Here is a 26485-nt window from a genome sequence, read left to right on the forward strand (position 1 = left end):
TTTATTAACCGCGGGCGGTTAATAAAGGCGCACAGCAGGTCTGGCGATAGATCTTCGGACTCACTCCGTGATGGCGGGTGAAGGCCGTCGTGAGGGCGAAGGGGCTCGAGTAACCGACTTCTCGGGCGATCGACGACACCGTTCGTGCCGGGTCTGCGAGCAGATCCGCGGCCACGGACATGCGCCAGTCAGTCAGATAACCAACCGGCCCGATGCCCATGAGGTTGGTGAACCGGCGAGCGAAAGCTGCTCGCGAACTGCCGGCTTCCTGAGCCAAACTCGCGACTGTCCAGGGATGTTCGGGCCGATTGTGTATGAGCCGCAAGGCATGCCCGATGACGCGATCTTCGTATGCCTTGATCCATCGCGGTGATCGATCCGGATTCTCGGCGAACCACGTACGGACCGCCGAGATCAGGACCAGGTCCAGGAGTCGGTCCAACAAGACTTCCTGCCCTGGCCCATCGGAGGCGATCTGTTGTTCCAGAAGCGTTGTCATCGGCGCATTTTCGATGCTGCCTCGGACCACCGCGACGGGCGTCAGGCTGTCGAGGATCTGGCGGCTGACGTAGGAGTCCAAACGATATGTGCCCGTGAGCATGACGGTTTCGCCGCTCGTCGAGTTGCCCCACGTGCGAACCCCGAGCACTGACATGTCCTCGAGTGGTGAGCCGTCGACCGCGGCGCAGTTCTGCGCTTCGTCGATGAGTACGTGAACCGGGGTGCCGGGCTGATCGGCGACTGTATACGGATCGGGGCCGCGCAGAAGTGCCACGTCGCCGACCTCGAGATTCTCGGTCTGGCCGGTGTCGGAGACGACGACTGCGGTGCCGCGAACCAGAACCAGCACGGTGACGGGTGCGTGGTCCTCGATACGCAACGACCACGGTGGATCGAGCAACGAGCGCAGCAGAAAAGCGCCCTCCGCCCGCGATCCGGCCAGCATCATCGACAATGCATCCATGATTCGACGGTAGACGCTGGCGTATGTTTTTACGACCTTCGACTATGGATCGTATTGACGTCGCGCGGTCGAATGAAGACATGACTACAACAGGTGACATTCAATCGGCAGTAGTGATCGGTGGTACCGGCAAGACCGGTGCGCGCGTGGCTCACAGGCTCACCGCGGCGGGCGTGCGGACCCGAATCGCGTCGAGAACCTCTGGGACGCTTTTCGAGTGGAACGATCAGACGACGTGGCAGCCCGCTGTGTCCGGTGTCAACGCGGCATACGTGGCGTATGCGCCGGATCTTGCGGTGCCGGAATCGAGCACGCACATCGAGGAGTTGGCGAATCTCGCGTATCGCGAAGGCGTCAGGCGAATGGTGCTCCTGTCCGGTCGGGGTGAACCGGCAGCGCAGAAAGCCGAGCGGGTACTGGCCGACAGTGGCCTGGAATGGGCTGTGGTGCGGGCCAGTTGGTTTGCCCAGAATTTCAGTGAAGGGTATCTGCTCGACCCGATTCGAGAAGGCCACCTGGCACTTCCGACAGGCGGGGTGGGGGAGCCGTTCATCGACGTCGACGATCTCGCTGACGTGGCGGTGGCCGCGTTGACTCGAACCGAGCTCCTCGGCCGAGTCCTCGAGGTGACAGGTCCGGAGTTACTCACTTTCGCGGAGGCCGTTGAGGCGATTTCGACGGCGTCGGGTCGCGCGGTGGAGTTCGAAAGAATTGGACTGCAACAATTTTCCGACAGCATGACGGAAGTCGGCATCCCGAGCGACGTCGTGGAGTTGCTTACGTACCTGTTCGCCGAGGTTCTCGACGGACGGAATCAAAGCGTGACCGGAGTGGTCGAAGAGGTCCTGGACAGGCCCGCTCGAGATTTCACCACATTTGCCGCCGAGGTCGCTCGAACGGGGGTTTGGTCATGAAGAAGTCCGAGGTCATTCTGGAGCTGCTGGTCGGCGTGACTGCGCTCGGCGCGCTCATCGCCGGTGGTGCGTTGTTTGCTTTCTCTTCCTTTGTGATGCCCGCCCTGCGATCGGTGGACACTCATACCGCGATCACGTCGATGCAGGCGATCAACGTCGAAGCACCACGCAGTGCCTTGATGCTGCCGCTCATCGGATCCGCGCTCACTGCACTGTCCGCTGGAATCTGGGCACCGATCTCCAGGCCGAACGGTTGGGTGCTCGTGGTCGTCGGTTGCGTCGGCGTCCTCGTTTCCTTCGCGGTGACCGCGATTTACCACGTCCCGCGTAACGACGCTTTTGCCTCGGTGAGCGCTACCGACGCAGCCGCATGGGCGTCGTACGAGGCGGGGTGGACGATGTGGAATCACGTCAGGGTTGCGCTGTACCTCCTGTCGGGAATCGTGCTCGCGGTGGCCGCGGTGCTACCAGCAACAAACGCGGTGGACACGGCCCAGTAGTCTTGTACCCCGTGAGTGATGTAGAAGCCCAGCCAGTCGACGACACCCCCGAGCAGCTCCGTATCCGGCGCGAAAAGCGTGAACGGATCCTCGCGCAAGGGCAGGAGGCGTACCCGGTTTCGGTCGATCGCACCCACACGCTTGCGCAGATCCGCGCGGAGTACCCGGAACTCGAGCCGGACACGGCGACTGGTGTGCTGGTCGGCGTCGTCGGCCGCGTCATCTTCATGCGCAACACCGGCAAGCTGTGCTTCGCGACTCTGCAAGAGGGCGACGGCACCCAGCTGCAGGCCATGATCAGCCTCGCCGGTGTCGGCGAAGAGGCACTGGCTGCCTGGAAGTCCGACGTCGACCTCGGTGACTTCGTCTTCATCCACGGCGAGGTCATCAGCTCCCGTCGCGGCGAGCTCAGCGTGATGGCCGACGCCTGGCAGATCGCATCCAAGTCGCTGCGCCCCCTGCCGGTTGCGCACAAGGAAATGAGCGAAGAGTCCCGGGTGCGTCAGCGCTACGCGGATCTGATCGTTCGCCCCGAGGCTCGTGACAACGCCCGCAAGCGCGTCGCTGTCGTCCGCGCGCTGCGCAATGCTCTCGAGAGCCGCGGCTTCCTCGAGGTCGAGACGCCGATGCTGCAGACGCTGCACGGCGGCGCGGCAGCTCGCCCGTTCGTCACGCACTCGAACGCCCTCGACATCGACCTGTACCTGCGTATCGCGCCGGAACTGTTTCTCAAGCGTTGTGTCGTCGGCGGCATCGAGAAGGTCTTCGAGATCAACCGCAACTTCCGCAACGAGGGCGTCGACTCCACCCACTCTCCCGAGTTCGCGATGCTCGAGACGTACGAGGCCTACGGCACGTACGACGATTCCGCGAAGATGATTCGTGAGCTCGTCCAGGAAGTTGCGCAGGAAGCGTTCGGCACGCAGGTCCTCACCCTCGCCGACGGTACCGAGTACGACGTCAGCGGCGAGTGGCAGGTTCTCGAAATGTACCCGTCGTTGTCGGCGGCCATCGGCACCGAGGTCACCCCGGATACGACGGTCGACGAGCTACTTGCTTTGGCGGAGAAGGTCGGCCTCGAGATTCCCAAGGACAAGGGTTATGGCCACGGCAAGCTCGTCGAGGAACTGTGGGAGCACCAGTGCGGCGATCAGCTGTACGTGCCGACGTTCGTCCGCGACTTCCCGGTCGAGACGTCGCCCCTGACCCGAGATCACCGCAGCAAGAAGGGTGTCACCGAGAAGTGGGACCTGTACATCCGCGGATTCGAGTTGGCGACCGGCTACTCCGAACTTGTCGACCCGGTGATCCAGCGTGAGCGTTTTGTCGACCAGGCGCGCCTCGCGTCGGCCGGCGACGACGAAGCGATGGTGCTGGACGAGGAGTTCCTCGCCGCGATGGAACAGGGCATGCCGCCGACCACCGGCACCGGCATGGGAATCGATCGACTGCTGATGGCTTTGACGGGTCTCGGTATTCGCGAGACGATCCTCTTCCCGATCGTCCGTCCGTCCGCTCGCTAGATTCACTTCGATCAGGGTTCGGCCGCACACGTTGCGGCCGAACCTTTTTCAGTTGGGGCGCTCCCGAGGGATTCGATTTGTTCCCGACGATATTCGCCCGCCGCCGCTCTGAGCGGTGACGGAGTTCTGCGGTAGCTTCGGGCTCTGCGCGTTCAGCGCATCGTAGTTCCCGATTCGAAGTGGGACTCGGAAGAGGTGTTTTCTCGCGCCGTCTTCTGTCATGATCCCCCCGCTGGATGCATCCCCCAATGCGTCGTACGGAGCGAATCGGCACTGTCCTTGTCACAAGACAAGTCGACTGGCATACCCGGCGGCGATCAGTCCCAATCATCCGGACGAGCCAAGACAGGACGTTTGTCCAGGTGCTATTGTCGCTGCTTATCGAAGGATCTGGGGAGGAATGGTCGTGGTGAAAAAGGTTGTCGTCACGATGGTTGACGATCTGGACAAGAAATCGCCCGCTGACGAAACTGTCGAGTTTTCCGTCGACGGAGTTGCGTACGAAATCGATCTCACCGCCGCCAACGCCGCGGAACTGCGCGATGCACTGAAAAAGTGGATTCCCCATGCGAGAAAGTCGAATTCCGCAAAATCGGCCAACGGATCGGTGGCCAAGTCTCGCCCAGTTGCCGACCGCGATCAGAGTGCCGCCATCCGCGAATGGGCCAAGGGTGCCGGCTTCGAGATTTCGGCCCGCGGTCGTATTTCGACCGAGGTGCGCCGAGCCTACGAAAAGGCCGTCTGAAATGGATCGCGAATGGATTCGGGCGCATTTTGCCGAAACGGATTGATAACGCGTTCTACTTTGTTAGCGTCTGCACGGTTCGCATCTCTCGTAGAGGAGTCGGTCGTGCGCAGAATCAGGTTGTTCGGGGGAGCGGTTCTTGCCGCGGTGATGCTCATCGGGTTCAGTTCCGTGGCGTCGGCTCAGGCTCCGTTGCCCGTGCCCAATGCATTCCTCGCGGGAGTTCCTCAGGAGTTGGGAAATCCTGGCGGTTCAGCTCCCGGATCCAATGACTTTTCGTGTAAACCGACTGCCGAACATCCCAATCCGGTTGTGCTCGTTCACGGAACGGGTGGAAACAGGCAGACCAACTGGGCCACCTATGCGCCGTTGCTCGCCAACGAGGGCTACTGCGTCTTCGCGCTGACGTACGGCAACTTCCCCGAGCAGCCATGGCCGTTGTCGGCCATCGGTGGAATGCAGGAAATTCCCTCCAGCGCAGCACAATTGTCGAAATTCGTCGATCAAGTACTGGGCGCCACGGGCGCAACGTCGGTAGATCTGATCGGACATTCGCAGGGCACCATCATCAACGGGTACTACGCGAAGTTCCTCGGCGGTGCCGACAAAGTGGACAACATCGTCTCGGTGGCGTCGCTGTGGAAGGGAACGCTCGGAAACGAGCAGGCAAGTATCGGCCGCAGCCTTCGCGAACTCGGAGTATCCGAGGCAGCGCAGGCCGGATTCCCGATCTGCAAGGCGTGTCTGAACATGGGGGCCGGTTCGGAGTTCATCGAAAATCTCCGTGCGGGAGGCGTTTACGCGCCGGGCGTTCACTACACGAACATCACGACGCGCTACGACGAACTGGTGCTGCCGTACACAAACGGACTGGAGCCCGGGCCCAACGCCACCAACATCGTCGTCCAGGACGGTTGTGAGCAAGACATCTCCGATCACCTCGCCATCGCGGCATCGCTGCGCGCTGCGACTTTTGCTCTCAATGCACTCGACCCCGCGCACCAGCGGCCGGTACCGTGCAACTCGGTATTGCCCGTCGTGGGTTGAGCAACATGTGGAGGCCTTCGGTGGGGATTCGAACATGCGTGGGCGCTCTCGCTCTGGCCGGAGCCGTAGCTGCGACCGCCACACCGCTTGCGTCGGCGAACGAACCTCTTCCCGTTCCGTTCGGTTTCTTCAGTGGAATCGCCCTCGAAGCGACCAACCCGGGCGGATCGGCCCCCGGCACCAACGACTTCTCGTGCAGGCCTTCCGCTGCTCATCCTGATCCCGTCGTTCTGGTGCACGGGACGGCGGCCAACCGTCAGACAAATTGGGGCGTACTCGCACCCGTGCTGGCCAACGAGGGGTACTGCGTTTTCGCGCTCACCTTCGGGAATCGAACGGACCAGCCGTGGCCGATTTCCGCAGCCGGCGGCCTCGCACCACTCGGAGACAGCGCAGGGCAGCTGTCGGAGTTCGTCGACCAAGTCCTTACCGCGACCGGTAGCTCGAAGGTGGACCTGATCGGACACTCCCAAGGGACGACGGTCAGTGCGTACTACGCCAAGTTCCTCGGCGGCGACGCGAAGGTTTCCAAGATCGTCTCCATCGCTCCGTTGTGGGACGGCTCGGAGGTCGGCCCACCGGAAGGCGTCGGCGGACCGGATTTCGACAACGCCACCTTCGTGACCGAACTGCGCGACGCGGGCGTCTACTCCGATGACGTCGAGTACACCAACATCGTGACTCGATTCGATCAAGTAGTCGTTCCGTACAGCAGCGGAATACTGGCCGCGTCGAATGCGTCGAACATAGTTGTTCAGGACGGCTGCGAACAGGACCTGTCGGATCACATCGCGTTGGTGGCGTCGGCGCGAACGGCGACTCTGACGCTCAACGCGCTGGATCCGTCGAATCCGCGTGAGGTGCCGTGCACTCGGGTACTCCCGATATTCGGCTGATCAGGCGTCGAAAATCGCTGTTCGCTTCAGGCGTACAGGAACCGGGAAACGATTCCCTCAGCTGCGACGTTGTGAACGGTAAGCAGTCCGGCTTCCGCCGCCAATCGGGTGGAGGAGCAGCAGGTGGACTTCGCGCCCTCTAGAGTAATAAGTGGGGTCGTGCAACCTTTGTCGATTCGTGGACGTCAGTCCGCTGACCGGCGAGGCGATCAGTCTGTAGTGCCGGAGCGAAACGCGGCGACCAGGGACGAGACATCCGGTCTCGAACCTGCCCGCCGGAGAGTGTGAGGGAGAGCGATGTTCGAGAGGTTCACCGATCGCGCGCGGCGCGTTGTTGTCCTGGCTCAAGAAGAAGCCAGGATGCTCAACCACAACTACATCGGCACGGAGCACATCCTTCTCGGCCTCATTCACGAGGGCGAAGGTGTTGCAGCCAAGTCGTTGGAGTCGTTGGGTATCTCCCTCGAGGGAGTCCGCAGCCAGGTCGAGGAGATCATCGGCCAGGGCCAGCAGGCTCCGTCCGGTCACATCCCCTTCACACCGCGCGCCAAGAAAGTCCTCGAGCTGAGTCTGCGCGAAGCGCTGCAGCTCGGACACAACTACATCGGTACGGAGCACATCCTGCTCGGTCTCATCCGTGAGGGTGAGGGCGTGGCAGCCCAGGTTCTGGTCAAGCTCGGTGCCGATCTCAACCGCGTCCGCCAGCAGGTCATCCAGCTGCTGTCGGGCTACCAGGGCAAGGAGCCCACCGAAACCGGTGGCACCCGCGGAGAGGCCGGCACGCCGTCCACCTCGCTCGTGCTCGACCAGTTCGGTCGCAACCTGACGCAAGCTGCCCTCGAAGGCAAGCTGGACCCGGTCATCGGCCGCTCGAAGGAAATCGAGCGCGTCATGCAGGTTCTCTCGCGTCGTACCAAGAACAACCCGGTCCTCATCGGTGAACCCGGTGTCGGTAAGACCGCTGTGGTCGAGGGCCTGGCTCAGGCAATCGTCAACGGCGAGGTCCCCGAGACCCTCAAGGACAAGCAGCTGTACACGCTCGACCTCGGGTCGCTCGTGGCCGGCAGCCGTTACCGCGGTGACTTCGAAGAGCGCCTGAAGAAGGTTCTCAAGGAAATCAACACCCGCGGCGACATCATCCTGTTCATCGACGAGCTGCACACCCTCGTGGGTGCGGGCGCGGCCGAGGGCGCTATCGACGCGGCCTCCATCCTCAAGCCCAAGCTCGCCCGTGGTGAGCTGCAGACCATCGGTGCCACCACTCTCGACGAGTACCGCAAGTACATCGAGAAGGATGCCGCTCTCGAGCGTCGTTTCCAGCCCGTCCAGGTGGGCGAGCCGACCGTCGAGCACACCATCGAGATCCTCAAGGGTCTTCGTGACCGCTACGAGGCTCACCACCGTGTATCCATCACGGACGGTGCTCTGGTGGCAGCGGCGACGCTGGCCGACCGCTACATCAACGACCGCTTCTTGCCGGACAAGGCGATCGACCTCATCGACGAGGCGGGCGCGCGAATGCGCATCCGTCGGATGACTGCACCGCCGGACCTGCGCGAATTCGACGATCGCATCGCCGACGCGCGTCGCGAGAAGGAGTCCGCGATCGACGCGCAGGACTTCGAGAAGGCCGCGAACCTGCGTGACAAGGAGAAGACCCTCGTTGCTCAGCGCGCTGAGCGTGAGAAGCAGTGGCGTGCGGGAGACCTGGACGTCATCGCCGAGGTCGACGACGAGCAGATCGCCGAGGTTCTGGGCAACTGGACCGGCATCCCCGTCTTCAAGCTCACCGAGGAGGAGACCACTCGTCTGCTCCGCATGGAAGAGGAACTGCACAAGCGGATCATCGGCCAGGAAGAGGCAGTCAAGTCCGTCTCGAAGGCGATCCGTCGTACGCGTGCAGGTCTGAAGGATCCCAAGCGTCCCTCGGGCTCGTTCATCTTCGCCGGCCCGTCCGGTGTCGGTAAGACCGAGCTCGCGAAGTCGCTCGCCAACTTCCTGTTCGGCGACGACGACGCTCTGATTCAGATCGACATGGGCGAGTTCCACGACCGCTTCACCGCTTCGCGTCTGTTCGGTGCCCCTCCCGGGTACGTCGGATACGAAGAGGGCGGCCAGCTCACCGAGAAGGTGCGCCGCAAGCCGTTCAGCGTTGTGCTGTTCGACGAGATCGAGAAGGCACACCAGGAGATCTACAACACCCTCCTGCAGGTGCTCGAGGACGGCCGTCTCACCGACGGTCAGGGACGTACCGTCGACTTCAAGAACACGGTGCTGATCTTCACGTCCAACCTCGGTACGTCGGACATCTCCAAGGCAGTCGGCCTGGGCTTCAGCTCGGGAACGGGCACGGAGTCGAACTACGAGCGCATGAAGCTCAAGGTTCACGACGAGCTGAAGAAGCACTTCCGTCCCGAGTTCTTGAACCGTATCGACGACATCGTCGTCTTCCATCAGCTCACGAACGAGCAGATCGTTCAGATGGTCGACCTGATGCTCGCTCGCGTCGAGGCGGCACTCAAGAACAAGGACATGGCCATGGAGGTCACCGACAAGGCCAAGTCGCTTCTGGCCAAGCGCGGATTCGATCCGGTACTGGGTGCACGACCGCTGCGTCGCACCATCCAGCGCGAGATCGAGGACCAGATGTCCGAGAAGATCCTCTTCGGAGAGATCGGACCGGGTCACATCGTGCTCGTCGACGTCGAGAACTGGGACGGCGAAGGCTCGGGCGAGGACGCGAAGTTCACGTTCACGCCTACCAAGAAGCCGATCGACGTGCCGGACGCACCGCCGATCGAGCTGACCAAGGCCGGCGAAAGCGAAAGCGCAGCCGAGTAGTACAGCAGAGCAAGTAACGAAACGGGCGGCACCTCACCGGTGCCGCCCGTTTCGTGTATCACGGGAGAGGGCGTACACATGAACGACATCGAACTGGGTCACCTGCGTCGTTGCGTCGAATTGGCAACGGAAGCATTGGATGCCGGCGACGAACCTTTCGGTTCCGTCCTGGCAGCGGCCGACGGAACCTTTCTGGCGGAGGATCGAAACAGAATCGCGGGCGGCGACAACACTCGTCACCCCGAATTCGAGCTGGCGCGGTGGGCAGCTCAGTACCTGACGCCGGAAGAGCGTTCGACGGCAACGGTATTCACCTCGGGTGAGCACTGCGCGATGTGTTCGGCAGCGCACGCGTGGGTGGGACTGGGACGGATCGTCTACATCTGCTCTTCGGCCCAACTCGGCGACTGGCTCGCGGAGTGGGGTGTGGCTCCGGCGCCGGTGAAGTCCCTGTCCGTCAACGAGGTTGCGCCGAACATCCCGGTCGAAGGTCCGGTTCCGGAGTTGGTTCCACAGGTACGAGAACTGCATCGGAAGTTGCATTCGCAGAGCACGTGAAGGACGCACACGAACGGGCGGCACCTCGCTGGAGGTGCCGCCCGTTTCATGTCGAGTCAGGAAACTGCGTCGACTGCTCGAACCTTCTCTCGCAGTTCACCCTTGACGACTTTGCCGCTTGCGTTGCGTGGGAGCGCTTCCACGACGACGATGTCCTTCGGGTGCTTGTAGCGCGCGAGACGATCGTTGAGGAAGATGCTCAGCTCCTCGATGGTCAGGTCAACGGCTGAACCCGGCGCCATTGCGACGATCGCAACCGGCACCTCACCCCACTTGGCGTCGGGGCGACCGACGACGGCCGCTTCGACGATCAATTCGTGTTCGTAGAGAACGTTTTCCACCTCGGCGCAGTAGATGTTCTCGCCGCCGGAGATGATCATGTCCTTCTTGCGGTCGACGACGTAGACGAAGCCTTCGTCGTCGACTCGAACGAGATCGCCGGAGTGGAACCACCCACCGTGGAAGGCGTCTGCGGTGGCGGTGGGGTTGTTCCAGTACTCACTCATCATCGTGGGCCCACGGTAGACGATTTCGCCGATTTCGCCGGGTGCCACGTCGTCCATGTTCTCGTCGACCACCCTGGCGGAGATGGTCGGAATGACCCGACCGACCGATCCGAGCTTACGAATTGCGTCTTCGCCGTCGAGAACGCAAGTGATGGGCGACATTTCGGTCTGACCGAAGACCGCGACATTGAATGCGTCGGGGAAGGTTTCGGCCATTGCCCGCAGGATCGTATCGGACGACGGCGCGGCACCCCACGAGATGTTCTTCAGCGACAGTGCTCGAGGTTGTGCCTTCTGAACTGCGCACACGGCCTGCCATTGCACAGGCACGAGGAACAGACTGGTGACCTTCTCGGCTTCGAGAATGTCGAGTAGTTGGCCCGGGTCGAATGCGCCGACCGGGTGGATCACCGTGGTCGTGCCGAGTTGCAGGCTCGGTGCGATGGATCCGAGGGCTGCGATGTGGAACATGGGCGACGCGCAGAAACCGATGGAATCGGCGTTGAACAGGTGGAAGGCCCGGATACAGGTCAATGCTTGCGACGACAGGTTCGAGTGGGAGAGTACCGAACCCTTGGGGCGACCGGTGGTTCCCGAGGTGTACATGATCAGAGCAGGAGTGTCGTCCGGGATGTCGACGAACGCGTGCTGCGCACCCTCTTCGCTGATCAGGTCCTCGTAATTCAGGCTGTCACCCTCGGCGGCAGCGCCCACGGTGATGGAGATGTCGATTCCCTCGGATGCGGCGCGAGCCGCGCTGGCCAGCGGAGCCAAGGGTCCTTCGGCGACAATGACTTTGGAGCCGGAGTCGTTGACGAGATAAGCGACCTCGGGTGGCGTAAGACGGAAGTTCACCGGAACCGCGATTGCGCCCAGCGCGTTGGTCGCGAGCACGACCTCGAGGTATTCCGGGCGGTTGAGCATCAGGATGAGCACGCGGTCGCCGAAGCTGACACCGCGTCGAGCAAGGGCGTCTGCCAGCTTCTCGACGCGCGTGTCGAGAGTGCTCCAGGTGATGGAATTGCCCAAAAATCGCAGCGCGGTGCGATCGGGAATCATCTGCGCATGCCTGGCGATCTGATTGTTCCAGTTGGTGCGGCGTGAACGCTGCGCCTCGGAGACTGCATCGGTGGAGGCCATCGATGGGTTCCTCTCATGCGTGGGTGATTGTGTGACTCAGGCTACAGTGAGCCGTCGATGTGCACAGGGGTTTTGTTAACGAAAATTCGCAGGATTACTTGTACTGCGGTGCGCGCTTCTGAAGCATCGCCGTCGCGCCTTCTTTGAAATCGTCACCGGTGAGAAGTTCTGCCTGCCCGATATTTTCGAGCTCCAACGCGGCGTCGAGGCGATCCAACGTAGCCGCATTGAGCGCTCTTTTGGTGAGTTCGAGGGCACGGCGGGGAGCCTTGGACGTTCGATCGGCGATCGACTGGATGTGTGTGGCGAAATCTTCGTCGGAGACGGTGCGGGACACGAGCCCGAAACGCTCTGCGTCGTCGGCGGAGACCCGCTCGCCCAGCAATGCCATCTCGGCCGCGCGGGCCCGTCCGATCGCTGCCGGTACCAGCGCACTGGCGCCGCCGTCGGGCATCAGGCCGATGTTGACGAACGAGAGGAGGAAGTACGCGCTCGATGCTGCGTACGTCAGATCCGCAGCCAGAGCGATGGACACTCCGACGCCGGCGGCGGGGCCGTTGACCGCGGCGATCACCGGGACCGGGGCGCTGGTGACGGCGCGAATCAGCGAAGTCGCCGCATCCATGACGACCTTCGGGTCTGCGGGGTTGACCGCAGCTGCGGCGAGGTCGGCGCCGGTGCAGAATGCTCGACCGGAGCCGGTGATGACGATGGTACGAACTGCCGGGTCTGCGCCGCCGTCTCGGACGGCGGCGGCGAAAGCGCTCATCGTGGGCAGGTCGATCGCGTTCATCCGCTTGGGGCGGTCGAAAGTCAATCGCAGTACACCGTCGGTGATCTCGGAGCGGAAGCCCGTCTCGGCGGTGGCGGTCATGCCGCACTCACCGCGGTGACGAATCCGGAAAGCCGTGAGGTGATGATGTGTTCGGCCTCCGAGACCATGCGGTCGATCATGTCGGAAACCGTCGGGATGTCGTTGATCAGGCCTTGACTCTGGCCGGCCGACCAGATGCCCGCGTCGAGATCGCCGTCTTCGAAGACCTTGCGTCCGCGCGCTCCGGCGACCAGATGCTGAATGTCACTGAACTGTGCGCCGCCGCGCGCCTCGATGTCGACGACTTCGGCACTGATCGCATTCGCGGCCACGCGTGCGGTGTTGTGGAGGGTCCGGAAGATCAGCTTGGTGTCGCGTTCGGTGTTGGCGACAATCTGTTCTTTGACCGATTGCGCTACAGGGGATTCCACGGTACACATGAATCGAGTTCCCATGTTGACGCCGTCCGCGCCCAGCGCGAGGGCCGCGACGAGTCCACGAGAATCTGCGATTCCGCCCGAGGCGATCACGGGAATCGTGAGTTGCTGCGTGGCAGCCGGAATCAGAATCAGCCCCGGTATGTCGTCCTCGCCGGGGTGCCCGGCGCATTCGAATCCGTCGATGCTGACGGCGTCGACGCCCAGTCTCTCGGCCTTGACCGCGTGACGAACTGCAGTGCACTTGTGGATCACCTTCACACCCGCGTCCTTGAAATGCGGAAGGTGATCGATCGGATTCGAACCGGCCGTCTCGACGATCTTGATTCCGGATTCGATGATCGCCTGGCGATATTCGGCGTACGGCGGTGGCGTGATCGACGGCAGAATAGTGAGATTGACACCGAAGGGCTTGTCCGTGAGATCGCGAGTGCGAGCAATTTCCTTGACGAGGTCTTCCGGTGTGGGCTGGGTGAGACCCGTCAGGAACCCGAGGGCACCGGAATTTGCCGTGGCCGCAACAAGTTCTGCGCGCCCTACCCACATCATGCCGCCCTGCACGATGGGGTGGTCTACGCCGAACACTTCGGTGAAGCGAGTGCGAATCATGTGCTCACAACTACTTTCTTACGGTCGGTCAATCGGCATCGAACCCTGTTGTGGGCAAGGAAAAACTCCGTGCCACGAGGAACGAGCCCGCTAGCGGACTACGTGCAAGACTGTGCGAATCGTCACTAACATAACACCGGTGTGAGAGCGGGTGTCAAGACTCTTTTTCCGGAATCCGTCCGGCGCGACAGCTGCGTTGTAGGGTTTCGGGTGAAGCTGTACCGGGCGCGAATTGCGACCTTCGTGACGGTTAACATGATTCGTTCGGACTCACGCCTGTAGAAGTGCGGTGCAGCGGACGAAGGCAGTGCAAGAGAAAGCAACGGAAGTGGAGGGTCAGGTGCCCGGACAGACACGCGTCTCCGTGCGTGGCAGCGACCCTGCACCACGGACGCGTCCGAAGAATCGGAAGGCGCAAATTGCGGCCGCTGCTGCGGAAGCGTTCAGCGAACGTGGCTACCACGCGGTGGGTATCGACGAGATCGCAGCGAAGGTCGGAATCTCCGGGCCCGCCCTCTATCGTCATTTCCCTACGAAATACGCGCTGTTCGTCTACACCGTGAACAACCTGACTCAGGCGTTGTTGGATGCCAGCGATCCCGCGGTACACGGAAACGACGATCCACGCGAGCAGTTGAACTCCACGATGGTGGGCGTCATTCGCGCGACGATCGAGAATCGGCGTAGGGGAGGTCTCTACCGATGGGAGGGGCGCTACCTGGTCGACGAGGATCGTGAGCAGTTGCGGGTGGGAATGCGCACGCTCAATCTTCGGATTGCCGAGCCGCTGGCCGCAGTTCGCCCGGAACTCGACCCGGCGGACGTGGAGCTCATCGCACCCGCTGTGCTCAGCGTGATCGCCAGTATCACCGGGCATCGATCAGCGTTGTCCGCCAAGCAGATCGAAGCGCTGATCCTTGCAGCATGCTGGTCCGTCGTCGGTGTCGAACTGCCGGTCGGTGTGGAAGGCGGCGCGGGGGCGGCGGCGTCCGAACGCAAAACCGGCCTCGTGCGGACGTCGAAACGTGAAGTGCTGCTTCAGGAAGCAGTCCTGCTGTTCTATCAGCGCGGGTATCACGACGTGAGCATCGAGGAGATCGGCGCCGCGGCGGGTATCAACGCGTCGAGTGTGTATCGGCACTTCGCGAGCAAGGCCGACCTACTGGCTGCGGCCTTCCACCGAGCGTCCGATCGTCTGACGATGACGTTGGGTTCGGCGTTGGCGGAATCCGAGACTCCTCTCGCAGCCGTCGAGACGTTGGCGAAGATGTACGTCGAGGTTTCGTTCGGAACCAGTGAACTGTTGGCCGTGTACTTTGCCGAGATCGGCAGCTTGCCGGATCGATCACGGACCGAGTTGCGCAACATTCAGCGTTTGAACGTCGAGGAATGGGCGCACCTGTGCGTCGAGGCACGGCCGGAGTTGACGATCGTCCAAGCGCGTTTCCTCGTCCACGCGGCGCTCGGGCTTGTCTTCGACATCGGCAGAATCGTGCACTTTTCCTCGGAGAACTCCGCACAGGCCCGCGTCGAGAAACTGCTGTCCGCGACGCTCCTCGGGTAGTCCCGTCCGAAACAGTAGGTGTGACGTCACGTATCGCGGGTAGGTTCGTGATCGCAAGGCGTTCACCGAATCATGTGAAGACGGAAGTAGGGACAGCAATGCCAACTCGTACCGCACGCACCGCCTGGAACGGCACCCTCGAGGCCGGATCGGGGCAGGTGGAACTCACCAGCTCGGGCGTCGCGACCTTCGACGTGTCGTTCCCCAAGCGCGCAGCTGAGGAGGCCGGCGGAACCACCAGCCCCGAGGAGCTCATCGCCGCAGCACATTCCTCCTGCTACGCGATGCAGTTGTCGGCCCTGATCGCCGAGGCCGGCGGAACCCCGCAGAGCCTGGACATCACCGCGGACGTGTCGCTCGGACCCGACACGGTCGGCTTCAAGCTCACCGGAATCAAGCTCACCGTTCGCGCCGAGGTCGACGGCCTCGACGCCGACGGCTTCGCCGAGGTCGCCCAGGCGGCCAAGGAAACCTGCCCGGTCAGCAAGGCACTGACCGGCGTCGACATCACGTTGGATGCGGCCCTGGACTGATCAACTCGTGCTCGGGCGCCCCCTCCGGCGCCCGAGTGCGGTTGTGTGTGATGACCAGGTAGCTCGCGAACAGTATCGGGAGCACCCACAGGTCCGAGGGATCGCGATAGACCAGGATCGGCAAGAGATCTCCGCGAAATCCTCCTGCGGTCAGGCGGAGAAACCCGATCACCCACTCGTACGCGTCACCGATCGGCGGGACCACCTTCACCGCGGCGAAGCCGATACCCGTGACCGCGATGGACCAGGCGATCGCTGCTCGCCCCACCAGGTTTCGCCTGAGCACCTCGAAAACCGAGAGCAGAAGCAGGGGAAACAGGAACACGCCGGCGACGTCGGACAGCTTGCCCGTCACCATGTTCCCGAAGGCGCCTTTGAGTGCGTGGTCGTTGATCAGAATGATCGCCACCGAAACCAGCGCCCACGGACTCAGCAGCAGATCGCCCGGACGGTTCACGACAGGTTGATCGTTGCCGAGCCGGACGAGAACAGATCGCACTTGAACTGAAGGCGCAGGCCGGTTGCGGCCTCGGGGACCTCGTAGGCCAGTTCGCCTCGCTTGGCAGCGCCCGGCGCAAGTTCTCCGTCGACACTCGACGTGCTGCTGTCGGTGAACGTGATGTTGTACGACTTGTTCGCCGAGTCCTGCAATTCGAAGCACATCATCGACGAGACAGTCGACGGCTTGTCACTGTTGTTGGTGACCTCGGTGTCGACCACCACGTAACGGTTTCCGGGATCAGCGGTGATGAACTGATTGGTCGAGACGTAAGGATCGACGACGCCGTGTACCTGTACGCGCCAGTCGCCCAGCTCGACGACGTCACCGATGCCGAAGGCAGCCGCAGGAGCGGTGGACGAACCGTTGTCGTCGACCTTCTTCGCTTCGTCTGTTTCGCCCGAGGCGATGGTTGCGAACAAGGCTGCGCCGACGGCGAGGAGGACGAGGGGAGTGCGGAGTGATCGCATGATGTGCGCCTTTCGAGAGTTGGTATGGCACAAGTCAACGATGCGAAGACTGCTCACCGCTTCAGCCGAAAGATCGGTCCGCCTCATCCTTTCGGTCGGAACCTGGCGGTTCGTCCACCCGTTCGGCTGATTCGAGGCGTCGGTGGCGGTCGATACGCTTGCTCGGTGATCACCACCCAAGGAACTGTTGTGCGACGGCGCGTATGGACCACCACCGCCGTCGCGTTCAGCCTTTTCTGTTCCTTCATGACGGTGGGCATCGCCGGTTCGTCGGGAAACATGCCACCGGTGCTGGTCGGGATCGGGTTCGTCCTGGGCGTGGCGGGCGGGGTATCGCTCGTCTGGCGCCATCAACATCCTTGGATGGTTCTGGCGATCACGCTGGTCGGGCCGCTGTTCTTTCCCACTGATGCAACGGCGGCGCTCATCGCGTTGTTCGCCGTTGCCAGGATCGCACGTGGGCCTCGGCTTGCTGCCGCTGCGGCAGCTGTCTTCGTCGTGTGCGGAATTTCGTTGACCTACGACGCTTTTCGAAATCGTGAGTACTCCGTTCTCACGATGGGCACCATGAAACCCAAGGACGGTTCGGCAGTCGTTCAATACGACGTCGCCATCTGGATCCCGTGGCTCGTCGCGGCCGTCATGGTCGGCATCGTCGTGGCGCTCTCTCTCCTGATCCGGACCAGGACCGAACTCGTCGAGGCCGAGCACGTACGGGATCTGGCCACCGAGAAAACCGACGTGATGCGCGACGAGATGATTCGCACCGAGGAACGAACGCGGATCGCTCGCGACATGCACGACACGATCGCCGCCAGCTTGAGCCGGATTTCGTTGTTCGCCGGCGGGCTGCAGGTGAGCGCGGCAGACAATCCCGAGAAGGTCGTCAACACGGCTGCGATGATCAGAACGACCGCGCACGAGGCTTTGGACGAATTGAAGGGAATCGTCGGAGTGCTCAGAGGAAATGGTGATCGTCGCGAACACGGTGGGCATCAAGGGATCGACGCGATCGGAGATCTGGTCAACAGTGCCCGCGCCGCCGGCATTCACTGCCGTCTCGAATCCGAGTTGCTCCCGGGTGACGTCGGAATGTTGGCGGGGCATGTCTGCTATCGCGTCGTGCAGGAGTCACTGACCAATGTCCAGAAATACGCGAGCGACCAGATGCTCGTCATTTCGGTGACCGGGTCGCCGCACGACGGAATCCGCATCCTCGCACGCAACAAGCTCAGCGAGCTTGCACCTATGACGTCGATCGGTTCGCGATCAGGTCTACGCGGACTGGCCGAACAGGCGCGAGAGATCGGCGGCAAGGTCGAGGCCGGTGCGTTGGGGGACGATTTCCTCGTCAGTTGCTGGGTGCCCTGGTCGTCGTAGCCCGCCCACCCTCTCACTGTCGGGGGCTCTGGGTAATCTGAGCGCACTATGGACGCTGACTCGCGCATCACAGTTTTGATCGTCGACAACGACGCCTGGGTTCGGCGCGGAATGAAGGACATCCTGGAAGCAGCGCCGGACATCGTGGTGGTTGCCGAGGCAGAAGACGGCGATCAGGTCGCAGCCAAGGTCACGCGTTTTCGTCCGCACGTTGTGTTGATGGATCTGAAGATGGCGCGGGTCGGCGGCCTGGAGGCCACCCGAGAATTGATGACCATGAGCAATCCGCCGAAGGTCATTGCGATGACAGCCTTCGACGTCGACGACATGGTCGTGCAGGCCGTCGAGGCGGGCGCGCACAGTTTCCTGAGCAAGGACGCGGCTCCACAGGCGTTCCAGCAGGCAGTACGAGTGGTGGCGTCCGACCACTCGTTGTTCAGCTGCGATTCTCTGCGCGCCATCGTGGCCTCGACGCCGCGTCGGCAAGCCCCCGATCAGACTCCCCTCGCGTCGCTCACCGAACGCGAGCGTGAAGTGCTGGCAATCCTGGCGACGGGCGCGGCCAACAGCGTCATCGCGGAGCGGCTGTACCTCGGTGAGACCACCGTCAAGACGCACATCTCTTCACTGTTCGCCAAGCTCGGCGTGCCCAACCGGGTGGGTGCGTCGTTGATCGCGTTCCGGTGTGGCCTGGTCACGTGACTCGGGACTAATCCCGCCCCTGTTCGTTGTTGCACCTTCGGTGACTGATCAAATCGTGATTGACCAAGACGTGACCATCGAAGTGTGGTCGGACGTCGCTTGTCCGTGGTGCTACATCGGAAAGACCAGGTTCCTTTCGGCTCTGGATCGTTTCGAGAACAAGGACCGCGTCAACGTCATCTGGCGCTCGTACCAGCTCGCTCCGGAGACCCCGGTGGGCGCGGGCCGTACCGAACTCGACGCGTTGGTCGAGATGAAGGGGATGGCGCCTGATCAGGTACGTCAGATGTTCGCCCATGTCAGTGCGACGGCAGCCGAGGTCGGGTTGACCTTGGACTTCGACACCGTGATCGCCGCCAATACCTTTGATGCGCACAGGTTGCTGCATCTCGCGGGTGAGCGGCAGAACGAACTCCTCGAAGCGCTGTTCAAGGCTCACTTCAGCGACGGCAAGGTGATCGACGACCGTGAGGTGTTGGTCGAGCTGGCCGTGAGCGTCGGTCTCGATGCCGATGTGGTGCGCGAGCAGCTGGGCTCCGATGCCGCCGCCGAGGCCGTGCGCGAGGATCTGTCCATGGCCCGCCAACTCCAGGTCAGTGGTGTTCCGTTCTTCGTTGCCAACCGTGCGGTCGCAGTGTCGGGCGCTCAGCCCGAAGAGGTGTTTCTGCAGTTGCTTACTCAGGCCTCCGAACCGGCCTGAGTAAGGCGAGCGGCACGTACTGCCGGCGCGTTCGAGAACGGCAACAGATGCGCGCCGTCCACGGGGCAGGACAACGTCACGTGCGCTGCATCGACGAACCGGTACGGCTGCGCTGCAACAACTCCGGCAAGGTTCTTTCGCAGACGTGACATCTCGGCCCGCGCAGTCACCGTGCGGGCCGGGTCACCGAACAGGTCTTGCGCCAACCGAGATGCAGTCAGTCCTCGTCTTTCCGATCCGAGGAGGAACAGAATCTCGGCGTGGCGCTGGGTCGGGGAGTACGCCCATTCGCCGAACCCGGATGTGACGGTCACCGACATGTTCTCGGAATCGCGCAGATCGATATGCACCGTGGGAGCGGTGATTTTCTCGCCGGTGGTGATCGGACGAACCAGCCACCCGCCGGGGAGCGGATCCAGTTCGCACAGGCCCAGAGCCGGAAACCACGTTCTGCCGGGAGCCAAAGCTGCGGGAAGCAGCACGCGCGAGCGATGGGGGAGTGCGTCGACCGCTGCGACCCATCCATGAGTATCGATCACCAATGCGGGTGACCCGCTACGGGCAAGCATCGGCCCTGCAACAGAACGTAATTGATCGAGATTGTCCCTGTGCTTGTCCCGCAGGTGTGATTGGGCGAGGCGTGCGACGGCGTCGACCAGAGCGAGCGTCGTGGGATGGACGGTCTTCGCCGGACCACTGATGTCCACCACGCCGATGACACGGTCGTCCCGCGGATCGCGGATGGGTGCCCCCGCACATGTCCACGGATGGTGGCTACGCGCATAGTGTTCCGCCGAGAAGATCTGCACCGCCTGTCGTGACACCAATGCCGTTCCGATGGCGTTGGTACCGACGCTGTCCTCGGCCCAGTTCGCCCCTTCGACAAAACCCAGACGCGCAGCCTGGTCGAGTACGCGATGGGAACCGCTGCGCCACAGCACAGTTCCGCGAAGGTCCGCTACGACCATGATGTTCTCACCGCTTGCGGTGACCGATTCGAGTCCACGCGTGACGTCGTCGAGCACGTCGTACAGTCCGGACTCACGACGACGGAGATCGAGTTCGGCAACGTCCATCGACGGTTCGACCCGGTTGTGCTCGGGGTCGATACCGAGTTCGCGCAGGCGCTGCCACGATTGGCGCACCACGTCCCTGGGTCGGGCCGGTGCGCGGTCTCCGGCCATCGTCGCGTCGTACACCGCGGCGAGGGTCCTCGCGTAGTCGCGAGGATCCTCGCCGGGTGGCATCGCGGGTTCGGGCAACCGCCTTTTCTGCGAGGGCACCGTTTTCGGCGAAGGCACCGTTCTCAGTGACGACACTTCGGTCAGCGGTAGACGAGACCGCCGTCGATGAGACCGGCCTGCCCGGTCATGTAGTCGGAATCGGGCCCGGCGAGGTACGAGACGAAACCGGCTACATCGTCGGGGGTTTCAGCTCGACCCAGCGCAATTCCGCCGACGAACTTCTCGTAGGTGGCGCCCTCCGGCGCACCGGTCAGTTCGGCGAACCTCTTGTCGATCGTCACCCACATGTCGGTTCCCACGACGCCGGGGCAGTACGCGTTGACGGTGATTCCGTCGGACGCGTATTCCTTGGCTGCGGCCTGAGTGAGGGCCCTGACCGCGAATTTCGTGGCGCTGTAGACGCCGAGCATGGCGAATCCGTCGTGGCCGGCGATGGACGAGGCGTTGATGATCTTTCCGCGTTGTCCCAGCGCTTGGAACTTTGCTGCTGCAGCTTGAATTCCCCACAGCACACCGTCGACGTTGACGCTCCAGATCTTGGAGACCTCTTCCGGCGTCGCGTCGGAGATCGGGCCGACGAGAGCGATTCCCGCGTTGTTGACGATGACGTCGAATCCGCCCAATTCCTTGTGTGCGTGTTCGACAGCGGCGTTCACCTGTGCTCGATCGCTGACGTCGGCGACAAACGTGGTCGCCTGACGCCCGATCTGTCGAATCTCGTCGGCAACCGCATCCAGCTTGGTCTGATCGAGGTCGACCAGTGCGATGTCGGCGCCGTCGTGGGCGAGGCGGAGAGCGATTCCGCGTCCGATTCCTTGGCCGGCGCCGGTGACCAGAACTACCTTGCCCGTGATGCTCATGCAGTTTCTCCTCGTTGGTAGTGAAACGGTTAGCCGTGAACCGGTGAGTGATTTGTATGTGACGACGACCACAATGCGGAAGGGTTGCACGGTGTTGCAATTCCGAAGAATCGGACTGCGATTGCAACCCTCGGCAACCCTCCCGGTGCCCCGCGCGACAGCTTCATAGTTGCGCGACCACTTCGCGAATCATCTTGCGAGACAATCTGGGAGAGGGAACATGACCGCTACAGTCGACACACCCACAGAACCGGCGACGCCGAACCGGCCACCGTCACGCCGCTGGATCGGGTTCGGGATCACCAATCTTGTGATCGTTCTCGTGCTGGCCGTGGCGAGTTGGTACCTTCTGGCAGATCCGACCACCAGCCCGTGGAATTTCTATCCTTTGCCGTTCAACGCGGCGCTTTTCTGGGCGATCCTGTTTGTGGTGTTCATCGGCTTCAACTGCGAGTTCGCCGGCTTCGATCGACTCCCGCAGCCGGCGAAGGGGCTGGCGATCATGGTCGCGACCGCGGTCTTCGCCGTCGTGGTGACGTGGCTCCTGGCACACGGTTTGGGGAGCTTGTACCCGGATTTCGCGGCCGATCGTGAGGGCGGTCTCGGTTATTTCGCGGGTGCGCTGTTCGTGCTCTTCGGATTCGGGACCTGGGTGATGGTGGTCCTGAACTGGCAGCACTGGCCGTGGACTTCCCTCGGGATGAAGCAACCGCTGGTGGGGTTGTGTGAGATCGCGTTTGTCGCCGTCCCGACGCTGGCGCTGTACTTCGTGTTCGGCCTGCCGTCCGTGTCGCTTTCCGCCACGGATCCGTTGATGACCGTCGACACCGTGCTCGGTTGGTTCTACTGCGTCGTGGTGGTCGTGATCCTGACCGGTCAGACGCTCGACAACTGGCCGTGGCGACTGTTCGGCGGTGGTGGAAAGACGGCGCTCGCAGCCACGATCGGTAACTTCGCCGCGGGAACCGGCTTGTACTTCGTGGCACTTCCGGTCGTGAAGGCACTGGTGGGAAGCGATGCTGTTGCCGAGTTGGGTGGCGTGGTCCATCAGTTCCCGGCGCAGCTCGGTGTGTGCTGGGCGTTCTGGATGATCTTCTGGGCCAACGCCTTCGGCAACAAGCCGACGGGTTTTGCGGACGGGGTCAACCTCGCGATCCGCGCGCTGCTCACGTTTGTGCTCGCGGTGGTGACCTTCCTGTTCTATTACCGCTTTGCGGCAGAGCACATTCTTCACGAGCCGGCAGTCGTCGACGGATTACACGGGAACGCACTGGGTTTCGTGGACTGGGCTGTGCTGTGGACGCTGTTCTACGTCGTGGGATTTCAGTCGCTGGGACTCGGCAAGTTGAAACCTGCCGAGGGGTGACACGGTTGCCCGCACGACGGTGCGGGCAACCGGTATCGGTCAGTCGCTTGCAGCGGAGATCGACTCGACGGGTGTTTTGCTGCGGGAAGACATCTTTCGGACGGGATCGACAGCGCGATCGCTGCGGCGAGCAGGGCGAACCCGCATCCGATCAACAGACTGGTGCGGAAGCCGGCTTCCGACGGCAGGATATGGCCATCGGCCTGGATGGTCATCTGTGCGAGAACGACGCCGATGACGGCGGCGCACACAGACGTGCCGATCGAGCGCATCAAGGAGTTGAAGCTGTTGGCAGCAGCAGTGGCGGACGGCGGGACCGCGCCCATGATGAGGGCGGGCATGGAACCGTACGCGAGACTGATGCCGGCGTTGGCGATGCAGGCGACGATCAGCAGCCCCCACGTCGAGCCCATCAGCAGCATCGAAGATCCGTAACCGAGAGCGAGGACGAGCGCGCCTGTGATGAGTGTGAACTTGGGCCCGCGCAGTGCGGTGAGGCGTGCGCCGAGTGGAGAGACCGCCATCATCACGAATCCGGGTGGCGCCATCCACAGGCCCATCGCCAACATCGACTGTCCCATGCCGTAACCGGTGGACTCCGGTAGTTGTAGCAGTTGCGGGATGATCAAGAACTGGGTGTACATCGCGAATCCAGTTGCGATGGAAGCGATATTGGTCAGCAACACCTGCGGCTTCGCCGTCACACGTAGGTCCACGAGCGGGTCGTCGGTGCGTCGTTCGAACCAGACCCAGCCGAGAAGAACGATGATCGTGGTCGCGAACAAGCTCACGGTGGTGCCGCTTGTCCATCCCCAGCTGCCGCCTTTCGATACGGCCAGCAGGAGTGAGATCAGGCCGGCTCCGAGCCCGATCGCGCCGATCAGGTCGAACCGTCCGCCGACCTTGTGTACCGGTGTCGCCGGGACGAAGAACCAGGTCAGGATCAGTATCAGCACACTGAGCGCCGCTGATCCCCAGAAGAGTGCCCGCCAGCTGGCGTTCTGAGCTACTGCCGCGGCGATCGGCAGGCCGAGTGCGCTGCCGATTCCCATGGATGAACTCATCAGAGCGATTGCAGAATTGAGTCTCTCCGGCGGAAGCAGATCGCGTAGTGCGCTGACGCCGAGTGGGATCAGGCTGACGCAGATGCCCTGCAATCCGCGTCCGATCACCATCGGAATCAGAGAACTGGCAGTTGCGCAGATGACCGATCCGACTATGAGCGGGATCGTGCAGATCAGAATCAGCCGCCGCTTGCCGTACAGATCCCCGAGACGCCCGGCTATCGGTGTAGCGACGGCGCCCGCCAGGAGCGTCGCAGTGACGACCCACGACGCGTTCGAGGCGGTCGTGTTCAGCAGTGTGGGTAGTTCCGCGATCAGTGGGACGACAAGCGTTTGCATGAGTGCGGCGAGGATGCCGATGAACGCCAGTACGCCGACAAGTCCGCCAGGTCGTACGGCGGGGGCCGTCCGCTCGGCAATAGCGCCTGCTCGTGCCATGCGCGTCTCCTTTGCATATCGCGGGTGGTTCCGGATGCGAAGGGCTGCGCATCGTCGAAGGCGGTTTGAATCGTACATATCGTTGCATTATTCAACTAGTTTTGTGATCGAGGGATTGGTCACAGTGGGGCGGATTGCAACAGGCTGCAACGCTTGTGACCCGGGCCACTGATGCGATGTGCTGTGTGTCACATTCACAAACAAGGAGAAGTGATGACGCAAACCATCGATTCCGCAGTCGCCCACGAGGTGAAGCTGACGGCGGTGACACCGCAGGAGCGCGTCGATGCCTGGCTGGCGGATTTCGAGTCGGCACTTGCCGCTCGTGACATCGAGCGTGTTGCAGGCAAATTCGCACTCGACAGTTTCTGGCGAGACTTGGTGTCGTTCACTTGGAACATCAAGACCGTCGAAGGTCGCGAGCAGATCGCCGACATGCTCTCCGCACGACTCGACGACACCGATCCTTCGGGGTTCCGGACCACCGAGACGCCCGACGAGGCCGACGGCGTCACGTCGGCCTGGATCGAATTCGAGACTGCCACCGGGCGTGCGCACGGGCACCTTCGTCTGAAGGGCGATGAAGGTTGGACTCTGCTGACGTCATTGCAGGAACTCAAGGGCCACGAGGAGGGCAAGGGCACTCGCCGCCCGCGCGGCGCCAAGCACGGTGCAGACCCGAATCGCGTCACGTGGGCCGAGCAGAAGGAGATCGAGGACCGCGAACTCGGTTACACCACACAGCCTTACGTCGTGATCGTCGGCGGTGGGCAGGGCGGAATCGCGCTCGGTGCCCGGATGCGTCAGCTCGGAGTGCCGGCCATCGTGATCGACAGCCACGAGCGACCCGGCGACCAGTGGCGCGGACGCTACAAGTCCCTGTGCCTGCACGATCCGGTGTGGTACGACCACCTGCCTTACATGCCGTTCCCCGACAACTGGCCGGTGTTCGCGCCCAAGGACAAGATCGGCGACTGGCTCGAGATGTACACCAAGGTCATGGAGGTGCCGTACTGGAGTTCCACGACCTGCACCTCGGCGTCGTTCGACGAGAAGACCCAGGAATGGACCGTCGAGGTCGACCGCAACGGCGAGAAGCTGACCTTGCGTCCCAAGCAGTTGGTGATGGCGACGGGTATGTCCGGCAAGGCCAACGTCCCGACGTTCCCCGGGCAGGACAAGTTCCTCGGCGATCAGCACCACTCGAGCAAGCACCCCGGCCCGGATCAGTATGTCGGCAAGAAGGTTGTGGTCATCGGGGCCAACAATTCCTCGCACGACATCTGCGGCGCTCTGTGGGAAAACGGCATCGACGTCACGATGGTGCAGCGCAGCTCGACGCACATCGTGAAATCGGATTCGCTGATGGATCTGGGCCTGGGCGATCTGTATTCGGAGCGTGCGCTTGCCGCCGGCATGACGACGCACAAGGCCGACCTCACGTTCGGTTCGCTGCCGTACCGGATCATGCACGAGTTCCAGATCCCGGTGTACGACGCAATCCGTGAGCGCGACAAGGACTTCTACGATCGCCTCGAGAAGGCCGGTTTCGAGCACGACTGGGGCGACGACGGTTCGGGTCTGTTCATGAAGTACCTACGCCGCGGATCGGGTTACTACATCGACGTCGGTGCCGCCGAACTGGTCGCCAACGGAGACATCAAGCTCGCGCACGGCAACATTCGTGAACTGACCGAGAACAGCGTCATCCTCGAAGACGGTACGGAACTGCCGGCCGACGTGGTGGTCTACGCGACCGGCTACGGCTCGATGAACGGTTGGGTGGCCGATCTGATCGGACAGGACACCGCGGACAAGGTCGGCAAGGTGTGGGGCCTGGGCTCGAACACGACCAAGGACCCGGGACCCTGGGAGGGCGAGCAGCGCAACATGTGGAAGCCCACGCAGCAGGAGGCGCTCTGGTTCCACGGCGGCAATCTGCATCAGTCGCGGCACTACTCGCTGTACCTCGCGCTGCAGTTGAAGGCGCGCTACGAGGGTATTCCGACGCCGGTGTACGGGCTTCAGGAAGTGCATCACCTGAGCTGAAACGAGAACTGCTGTGCGCCTTTATTAACCGCGGGCGGTTAATAAAGGCGCACAGCAGGTTCAGCGAAGGGCGTACTTCTTCGCCACGTCGGCGGAAATTGTGGCGCCCAAGGGTGGGAAGG

At 62.6% G+C, this 26485-nt stretch carries 24 protein-coding genes; 15 read left to right on the top strand and 9 right to left on the bottom strand.

Going from position 1 to position 26485, the window contains the following annotated elements; all coding sequences use genetic code 11:
* Nucleotides 1-4: 4 nt before the first annotated feature.
* Nucleotides 5-964 carry an AraC family transcriptional regulator gene (locus ABWI03_RS26575; protein WP_298773586.1) on the bottom strand — a complete coding sequence of 320 codons (960 nt, stop codon included), beginning with the start codon at nucleotides 962-964 and terminating at the stop codon, nucleotides 5-7.
* 80 nt (nucleotides 965-1044) lie between these two features.
* Here ABWI03_RS26575 and ABWI03_RS26580 point away from each other — a divergent pair, with 80 nt between their 5' ends.
* The 8 genes from ABWI03_RS26580 to ABWI03_RS26615 all read left to right on the top strand — a co-directional run bounded on the left by ABWI03_RS26580 (nucleotide 1045) and on the right by ABWI03_RS26615 (nucleotide 9988).
* Nucleotides 1045-1878: an NAD(P)H-binding protein gene (locus ABWI03_RS26580; RefSeq protein ID WP_298773588.1), complete on the top strand. Its 834-nt coding sequence runs from the start codon at nucleotides 1045-1047 to the stop codon at nucleotides 1876-1878.
* A complete protein-coding gene (locus ABWI03_RS26585; protein ID WP_298773590.1) occupies nucleotides 1875-2378 on the top strand; it encodes an anthrone oxygenase family protein in 504 nt (167 codons plus the stop codon). Before ABWI03_RS26580 ends, ABWI03_RS26585 begins: the two co-directional genes overlap by 4 nt.
* Nucleotides 2379-2389: 11 nt before the next feature.
* Nucleotides 2390-3901 carry a lysine--tRNA ligase gene (lysS, locus tag ABWI03_RS26590; RefSeq protein ID WP_095970837.1) on the top strand — a complete coding sequence of 504 codons (1512 nt, stop codon included), beginning with the start codon at nucleotides 2390-2392 and terminating at the stop codon, nucleotides 3899-3901.
* 406 nt (nucleotides 3902-4307) lie between these two features.
* Nucleotides 4308-4646 carry a histone-like nucleoid-structuring protein Lsr2 gene (locus ABWI03_RS26595; protein WP_166813291.1) on the top strand — a complete coding sequence of 113 codons (339 nt, stop codon included), beginning with the start codon at nucleotides 4308-4310 and terminating at the stop codon, nucleotides 4644-4646.
* Between the two features lie 150 nt (nucleotides 4647-4796).
* Entirely contained in the window at nucleotides 4797-5693 is an 897-nt protein-coding gene (locus tag ABWI03_RS26600; protein WP_185564873.1) for an esterase/lipase family protein, read from the top strand.
* Nucleotides 5694-5698: 5 nt separating this feature from the next.
* Entirely contained in the window at nucleotides 5699-6589 is an 891-nt protein-coding gene (locus ABWI03_RS26605) for an esterase/lipase family protein (protein WP_435054160.1), read from the top strand.
* 297 nt (nucleotides 6590-6886) lie between these two features.
* Entirely contained in the window at nucleotides 6887-9430 is a 2544-nt protein-coding gene (locus ABWI03_RS26610; RefSeq protein ID WP_003945604.1) for an ATP-dependent Clp protease ATP-binding subunit, read from the top strand.
* 78 nt (nucleotides 9431-9508) lie between these two features.
* Nucleotides 9509-9988: a nucleoside deaminase gene (locus ABWI03_RS26615; RefSeq protein ID WP_124568958.1), complete on the top strand. Its 480-nt coding sequence runs from the start codon at nucleotides 9509-9511 to the stop codon at nucleotides 9986-9988.
* Nucleotides 9989-10044: 56 nt separating this feature from the next.
* On the opposite strand, the gene fadD5 is transcribed toward ABWI03_RS26615, so the two are convergent.
* The 3 genes from fadD5 to ABWI03_RS26630 form a co-directional block, all read right to left on the bottom strand.
* Nucleotides 10045-11634, bottom strand: coding sequence for a fatty-acid--CoA ligase FadD5 (fadD5, locus tag ABWI03_RS26620; protein ID WP_298773593.1), 1590 nt, complete (start codon nucleotides 11632-11634; stop codon nucleotides 10045-10047).
* Between the two features lie 94 nt (nucleotides 11635-11728).
* Entirely contained in the window at nucleotides 11729-12508 is a 780-nt protein-coding gene (locus ABWI03_RS26625) for an enoyl-CoA hydratase (protein ID WP_166813260.1), read from the bottom strand.
* Entirely contained in the window at nucleotides 12505-13494 is a 990-nt protein-coding gene (locus ABWI03_RS26630) for an NAD(P)H-dependent flavin oxidoreductase (RefSeq protein WP_298773595.1), read from the bottom strand. The genes ABWI03_RS26625 and ABWI03_RS26630 overlap by 4 nt, the downstream gene beginning before the upstream one ends.
* Nucleotides 13495-13834: 340 nt before the next feature.
* Between ABWI03_RS26630 and ABWI03_RS26635 the strand changes: the two genes are divergently transcribed.
* Together ABWI03_RS26635 and ABWI03_RS26640 are read left to right on the top strand one after the other, a co-directional pair.
* Nucleotides 13835-15058 (top strand): TetR/AcrR family transcriptional regulator, encoded by a 1224-nt coding sequence (locus ABWI03_RS26635; RefSeq protein ID WP_166813264.1) that lies wholly within the window; start codon nucleotides 13835-13837, stop codon nucleotides 15056-15058.
* A gap of 98 nt (nucleotides 15059-15156) precedes the next feature.
* Nucleotides 15157-15591, top strand: coding sequence for an OsmC family protein (locus ABWI03_RS26640; protein WP_095970844.1), 435 nt, complete (start codon nucleotides 15157-15159; stop codon nucleotides 15589-15591).
* Here ABWI03_RS26640 and ABWI03_RS26645 read toward each other — a convergent pair.
* Entirely contained in the window at nucleotides 15566-16048 is a 483-nt protein-coding gene (locus ABWI03_RS26645; RefSeq protein ID WP_124568954.1) for a hypothetical protein, read from the bottom strand. The genes ABWI03_RS26640 and ABWI03_RS26645 overlap by 26 nt on opposite strands.
* Nucleotides 16045-16560, bottom strand: a complete 516-nt coding sequence (locus ABWI03_RS26650; protein ID WP_095970846.1) for a DUF4352 domain-containing protein — start codon at nucleotides 16558-16560, stop codon at nucleotides 16045-16047. The genes ABWI03_RS26645 and ABWI03_RS26650 overlap by 4 nt, the downstream gene beginning before the upstream one ends.
* A gap of 24 nt (nucleotides 16561-16584) precedes the next feature.
* Between ABWI03_RS26650 and ABWI03_RS26655 the strand changes: the two genes are divergently transcribed.
* The 3 genes from ABWI03_RS26655 to ABWI03_RS26665 are packed head-to-tail and all read left to right on the top strand — an operon-like array spanning nucleotide 16585 to nucleotide 19342.
* Complete coding sequence (locus tag ABWI03_RS26655; protein ID WP_095970847.1) at nucleotides 16585-17940, top strand: sensor histidine kinase; 1356 nt, start codon at nucleotides 16585-16587, stop codon at nucleotides 17938-17940.
* 48 nt (nucleotides 17941-17988) lie between these two features.
* Nucleotides 17989-18642 (top strand): response regulator, encoded by a 654-nt coding sequence (locus ABWI03_RS26660; protein ID WP_095970848.1) that lies wholly within the window; start codon nucleotides 17989-17991, stop codon nucleotides 18640-18642.
* A 55-nt stretch (nucleotides 18643-18697) separates the two neighbouring features.
* Nucleotides 18698-19342, top strand: a complete 645-nt coding sequence (locus tag ABWI03_RS26665) for a DsbA family oxidoreductase (protein WP_234036727.1) — start codon at nucleotides 18698-18700, stop codon at nucleotides 19340-19342.
* On the opposite strand, the gene ABWI03_RS26670 is transcribed toward ABWI03_RS26665, so the two are convergent.
* Nucleotides 19321-20589 carry a GAF domain-containing protein gene (locus ABWI03_RS26670; RefSeq protein ID WP_124569058.1) on the bottom strand — a complete coding sequence of 423 codons (1269 nt, stop codon included), beginning with the start codon at nucleotides 20587-20589 and terminating at the stop codon, nucleotides 19321-19323. The genes ABWI03_RS26665 and ABWI03_RS26670 overlap by 22 nt on opposite strands.
* A gap of 77 nt (nucleotides 20590-20666) precedes the next feature.
* Nucleotides 20667-21446: an acetoin reductase gene (locus ABWI03_RS26675; protein WP_095970851.1), complete on the bottom strand. Its 780-nt coding sequence runs from the start codon at nucleotides 21444-21446 to the stop codon at nucleotides 20667-20669.
* A gap of 220 nt (nucleotides 21447-21666) precedes the next feature.
* Here ABWI03_RS26675 and ABWI03_RS26680 point away from each other — a divergent pair, with 220 nt between their 5' ends.
* Nucleotides 21667-22812: a hypothetical protein gene (locus ABWI03_RS26680; protein WP_298773606.1), complete on the top strand. Its 1146-nt coding sequence runs from the start codon at nucleotides 21667-21669 to the stop codon at nucleotides 22810-22812.
* Here the strand turns inward: ABWI03_RS26680 and ABWI03_RS26685 are convergent.
* Nucleotides 22770-24314 carry an MFS transporter gene (locus ABWI03_RS26685; protein ID WP_298773608.1) on the bottom strand — a complete coding sequence of 515 codons (1545 nt, stop codon included), beginning with the start codon at nucleotides 24312-24314 and terminating at the stop codon, nucleotides 22770-22772. The two genes, ABWI03_RS26680 and ABWI03_RS26685, sit on opposite strands and share 43 nt — an antisense overlap.
* Before the next feature lie 213 nt (nucleotides 24315-24527).
* Here ABWI03_RS26685 and ABWI03_RS26690 point away from each other — a divergent pair, with 213 nt between their 5' ends.
* On the top strand, nucleotides 24528-26363 hold the full coding sequence (locus tag ABWI03_RS26690) for a flavin-containing monooxygenase (protein WP_298773610.1): 1836 nt from the start codon (nucleotides 24528-24530) through the stop codon (nucleotides 26361-26363).
* Nucleotides 26364-26485 lie beyond the last annotated feature (122 nt).

It is taken from the genome of Rhodococcus baikonurensis, from assembly GCF_040489275.1.
GTDB lineage: Bacteria > Actinomycetota > Actinomycetes > Mycobacteriales > Mycobacteriaceae > Rhodococcus_F > Rhodococcus_F baikonurensis.

What these genes read in the sequence shown, in the direction of transcription:
- ABWI03_RS26650 (WP_095970846.1), bottom strand. Translation starts at nt 16,560, where the DNA reads ATGCGATCACTCCGCACTCCCCTCGTCCTCCTCGCCGTCGGCGCAGCC.
- ABWI03_RS26640 (WP_095970844.1), top strand. Translation starts at nt 15,157, where the DNA reads ATGCCAACTCGTACCGCACGCACCGCCTGGAACGGCACCCTCGAGGCC.
- ABWI03_RS26585 (WP_298773590.1), top strand. Translation starts at nt 1,875, where the DNA reads ATGAAGAAGTCCGAGGTCATTCTGGAGCTGCTGGTCGGCGTGACTGCG.
- ABWI03_RS26625 (WP_166813260.1), bottom strand. Translation starts at nt 12,508, where the DNA reads ATGACCGCCACCGCCGAGACGGGCTTCCGCTCCGAGATCACCGACGGT.
- ABWI03_RS26690 (WP_298773610.1), top strand. Translation starts at nt 24,528, where the DNA reads ATGACGCAAACCATCGATTCCGCAGTCGCCCACGAGGTGAAGCTGACG.
- ABWI03_RS26575 (WP_298773586.1), bottom strand. Translation starts at nt 964, where the DNA reads ATGGATGCATTGTCGATGATGCTGGCCGGATCGCGGGCGGAGGGCGCT.
- ABWI03_RS26605 (WP_435054160.1), top strand. Translation starts at nt 5,699, where the DNA reads ATGTGGAGGCCTTCGGTGGGGATTCGAACATGCGTGGGCGCTCTCGCT.
- ABWI03_RS26685 (WP_298773608.1), bottom strand. Translation starts at nt 24,314, where the DNA reads ATGGCACGAGCAGGCGCTATTGCCGAGCGGACGGCCCCCGCCGTACGA.
- ABWI03_RS26680 (WP_298773606.1), top strand. Translation starts at nt 21,667, where the DNA reads ATGACCGCTACAGTCGACACACCCACAGAACCGGCGACGCCGAACCGG.
- ABWI03_RS26600 (WP_185564873.1), top strand. Translation starts at nt 4,797, where the DNA reads ATGCTCATCGGGTTCAGTTCCGTGGCGTCGGCTCAGGCTCCGTTGCCC.
- ABWI03_RS26580 (WP_298773588.1), top strand. Translation starts at nt 1,045, where the DNA reads ATGACTACAACAGGTGACATTCAATCGGCAGTAGTGATCGGTGGTACC.
- ABWI03_RS26610 (WP_003945604.1), top strand. Translation starts at nt 6,887, where the DNA reads ATGTTCGAGAGGTTCACCGATCGCGCGCGGCGCGTTGTTGTCCTGGCT.
- ABWI03_RS26630 (WP_298773595.1), bottom strand. Translation starts at nt 13,494, where the DNA reads ATGATTCGCACTCGCTTCACCGAAGTGTTCGGCGTAGACCACCCCATC.
- ABWI03_RS26655 (WP_095970847.1), top strand. Translation starts at nt 16,585, where the DNA reads ATGGCACAAGTCAACGATGCGAAGACTGCTCACCGCTTCAGCCGAAAG.
- ABWI03_RS26615 (WP_124568958.1), top strand. Translation starts at nt 9,509, where the DNA reads ATGAACGACATCGAACTGGGTCACCTGCGTCGTTGCGTCGAATTGGCA.
- ABWI03_RS26675 (WP_095970851.1), bottom strand. Translation starts at nt 21,446, where the DNA reads ATGAGCATCACGGGCAAGGTAGTTCTGGTCACCGGCGCCGGCCAAGGA.
- ABWI03_RS26670 (WP_124569058.1), bottom strand. Translation starts at nt 20,589, where the DNA reads ATGCCACCCGGCGAGGATCCTCGCGACTACGCGAGGACCCTCGCCGCG.
- fadD5 (WP_298773593.1), bottom strand. Translation starts at nt 11,634, where the DNA reads ATGGCCTCCACCGATGCAGTCTCCGAGGCGCAGCGTTCACGCCGCACC.
- ABWI03_RS26660 (WP_095970848.1), top strand. Translation starts at nt 17,989, where the DNA reads ATGGACGCTGACTCGCGCATCACAGTTTTGATCGTCGACAACGACGCC.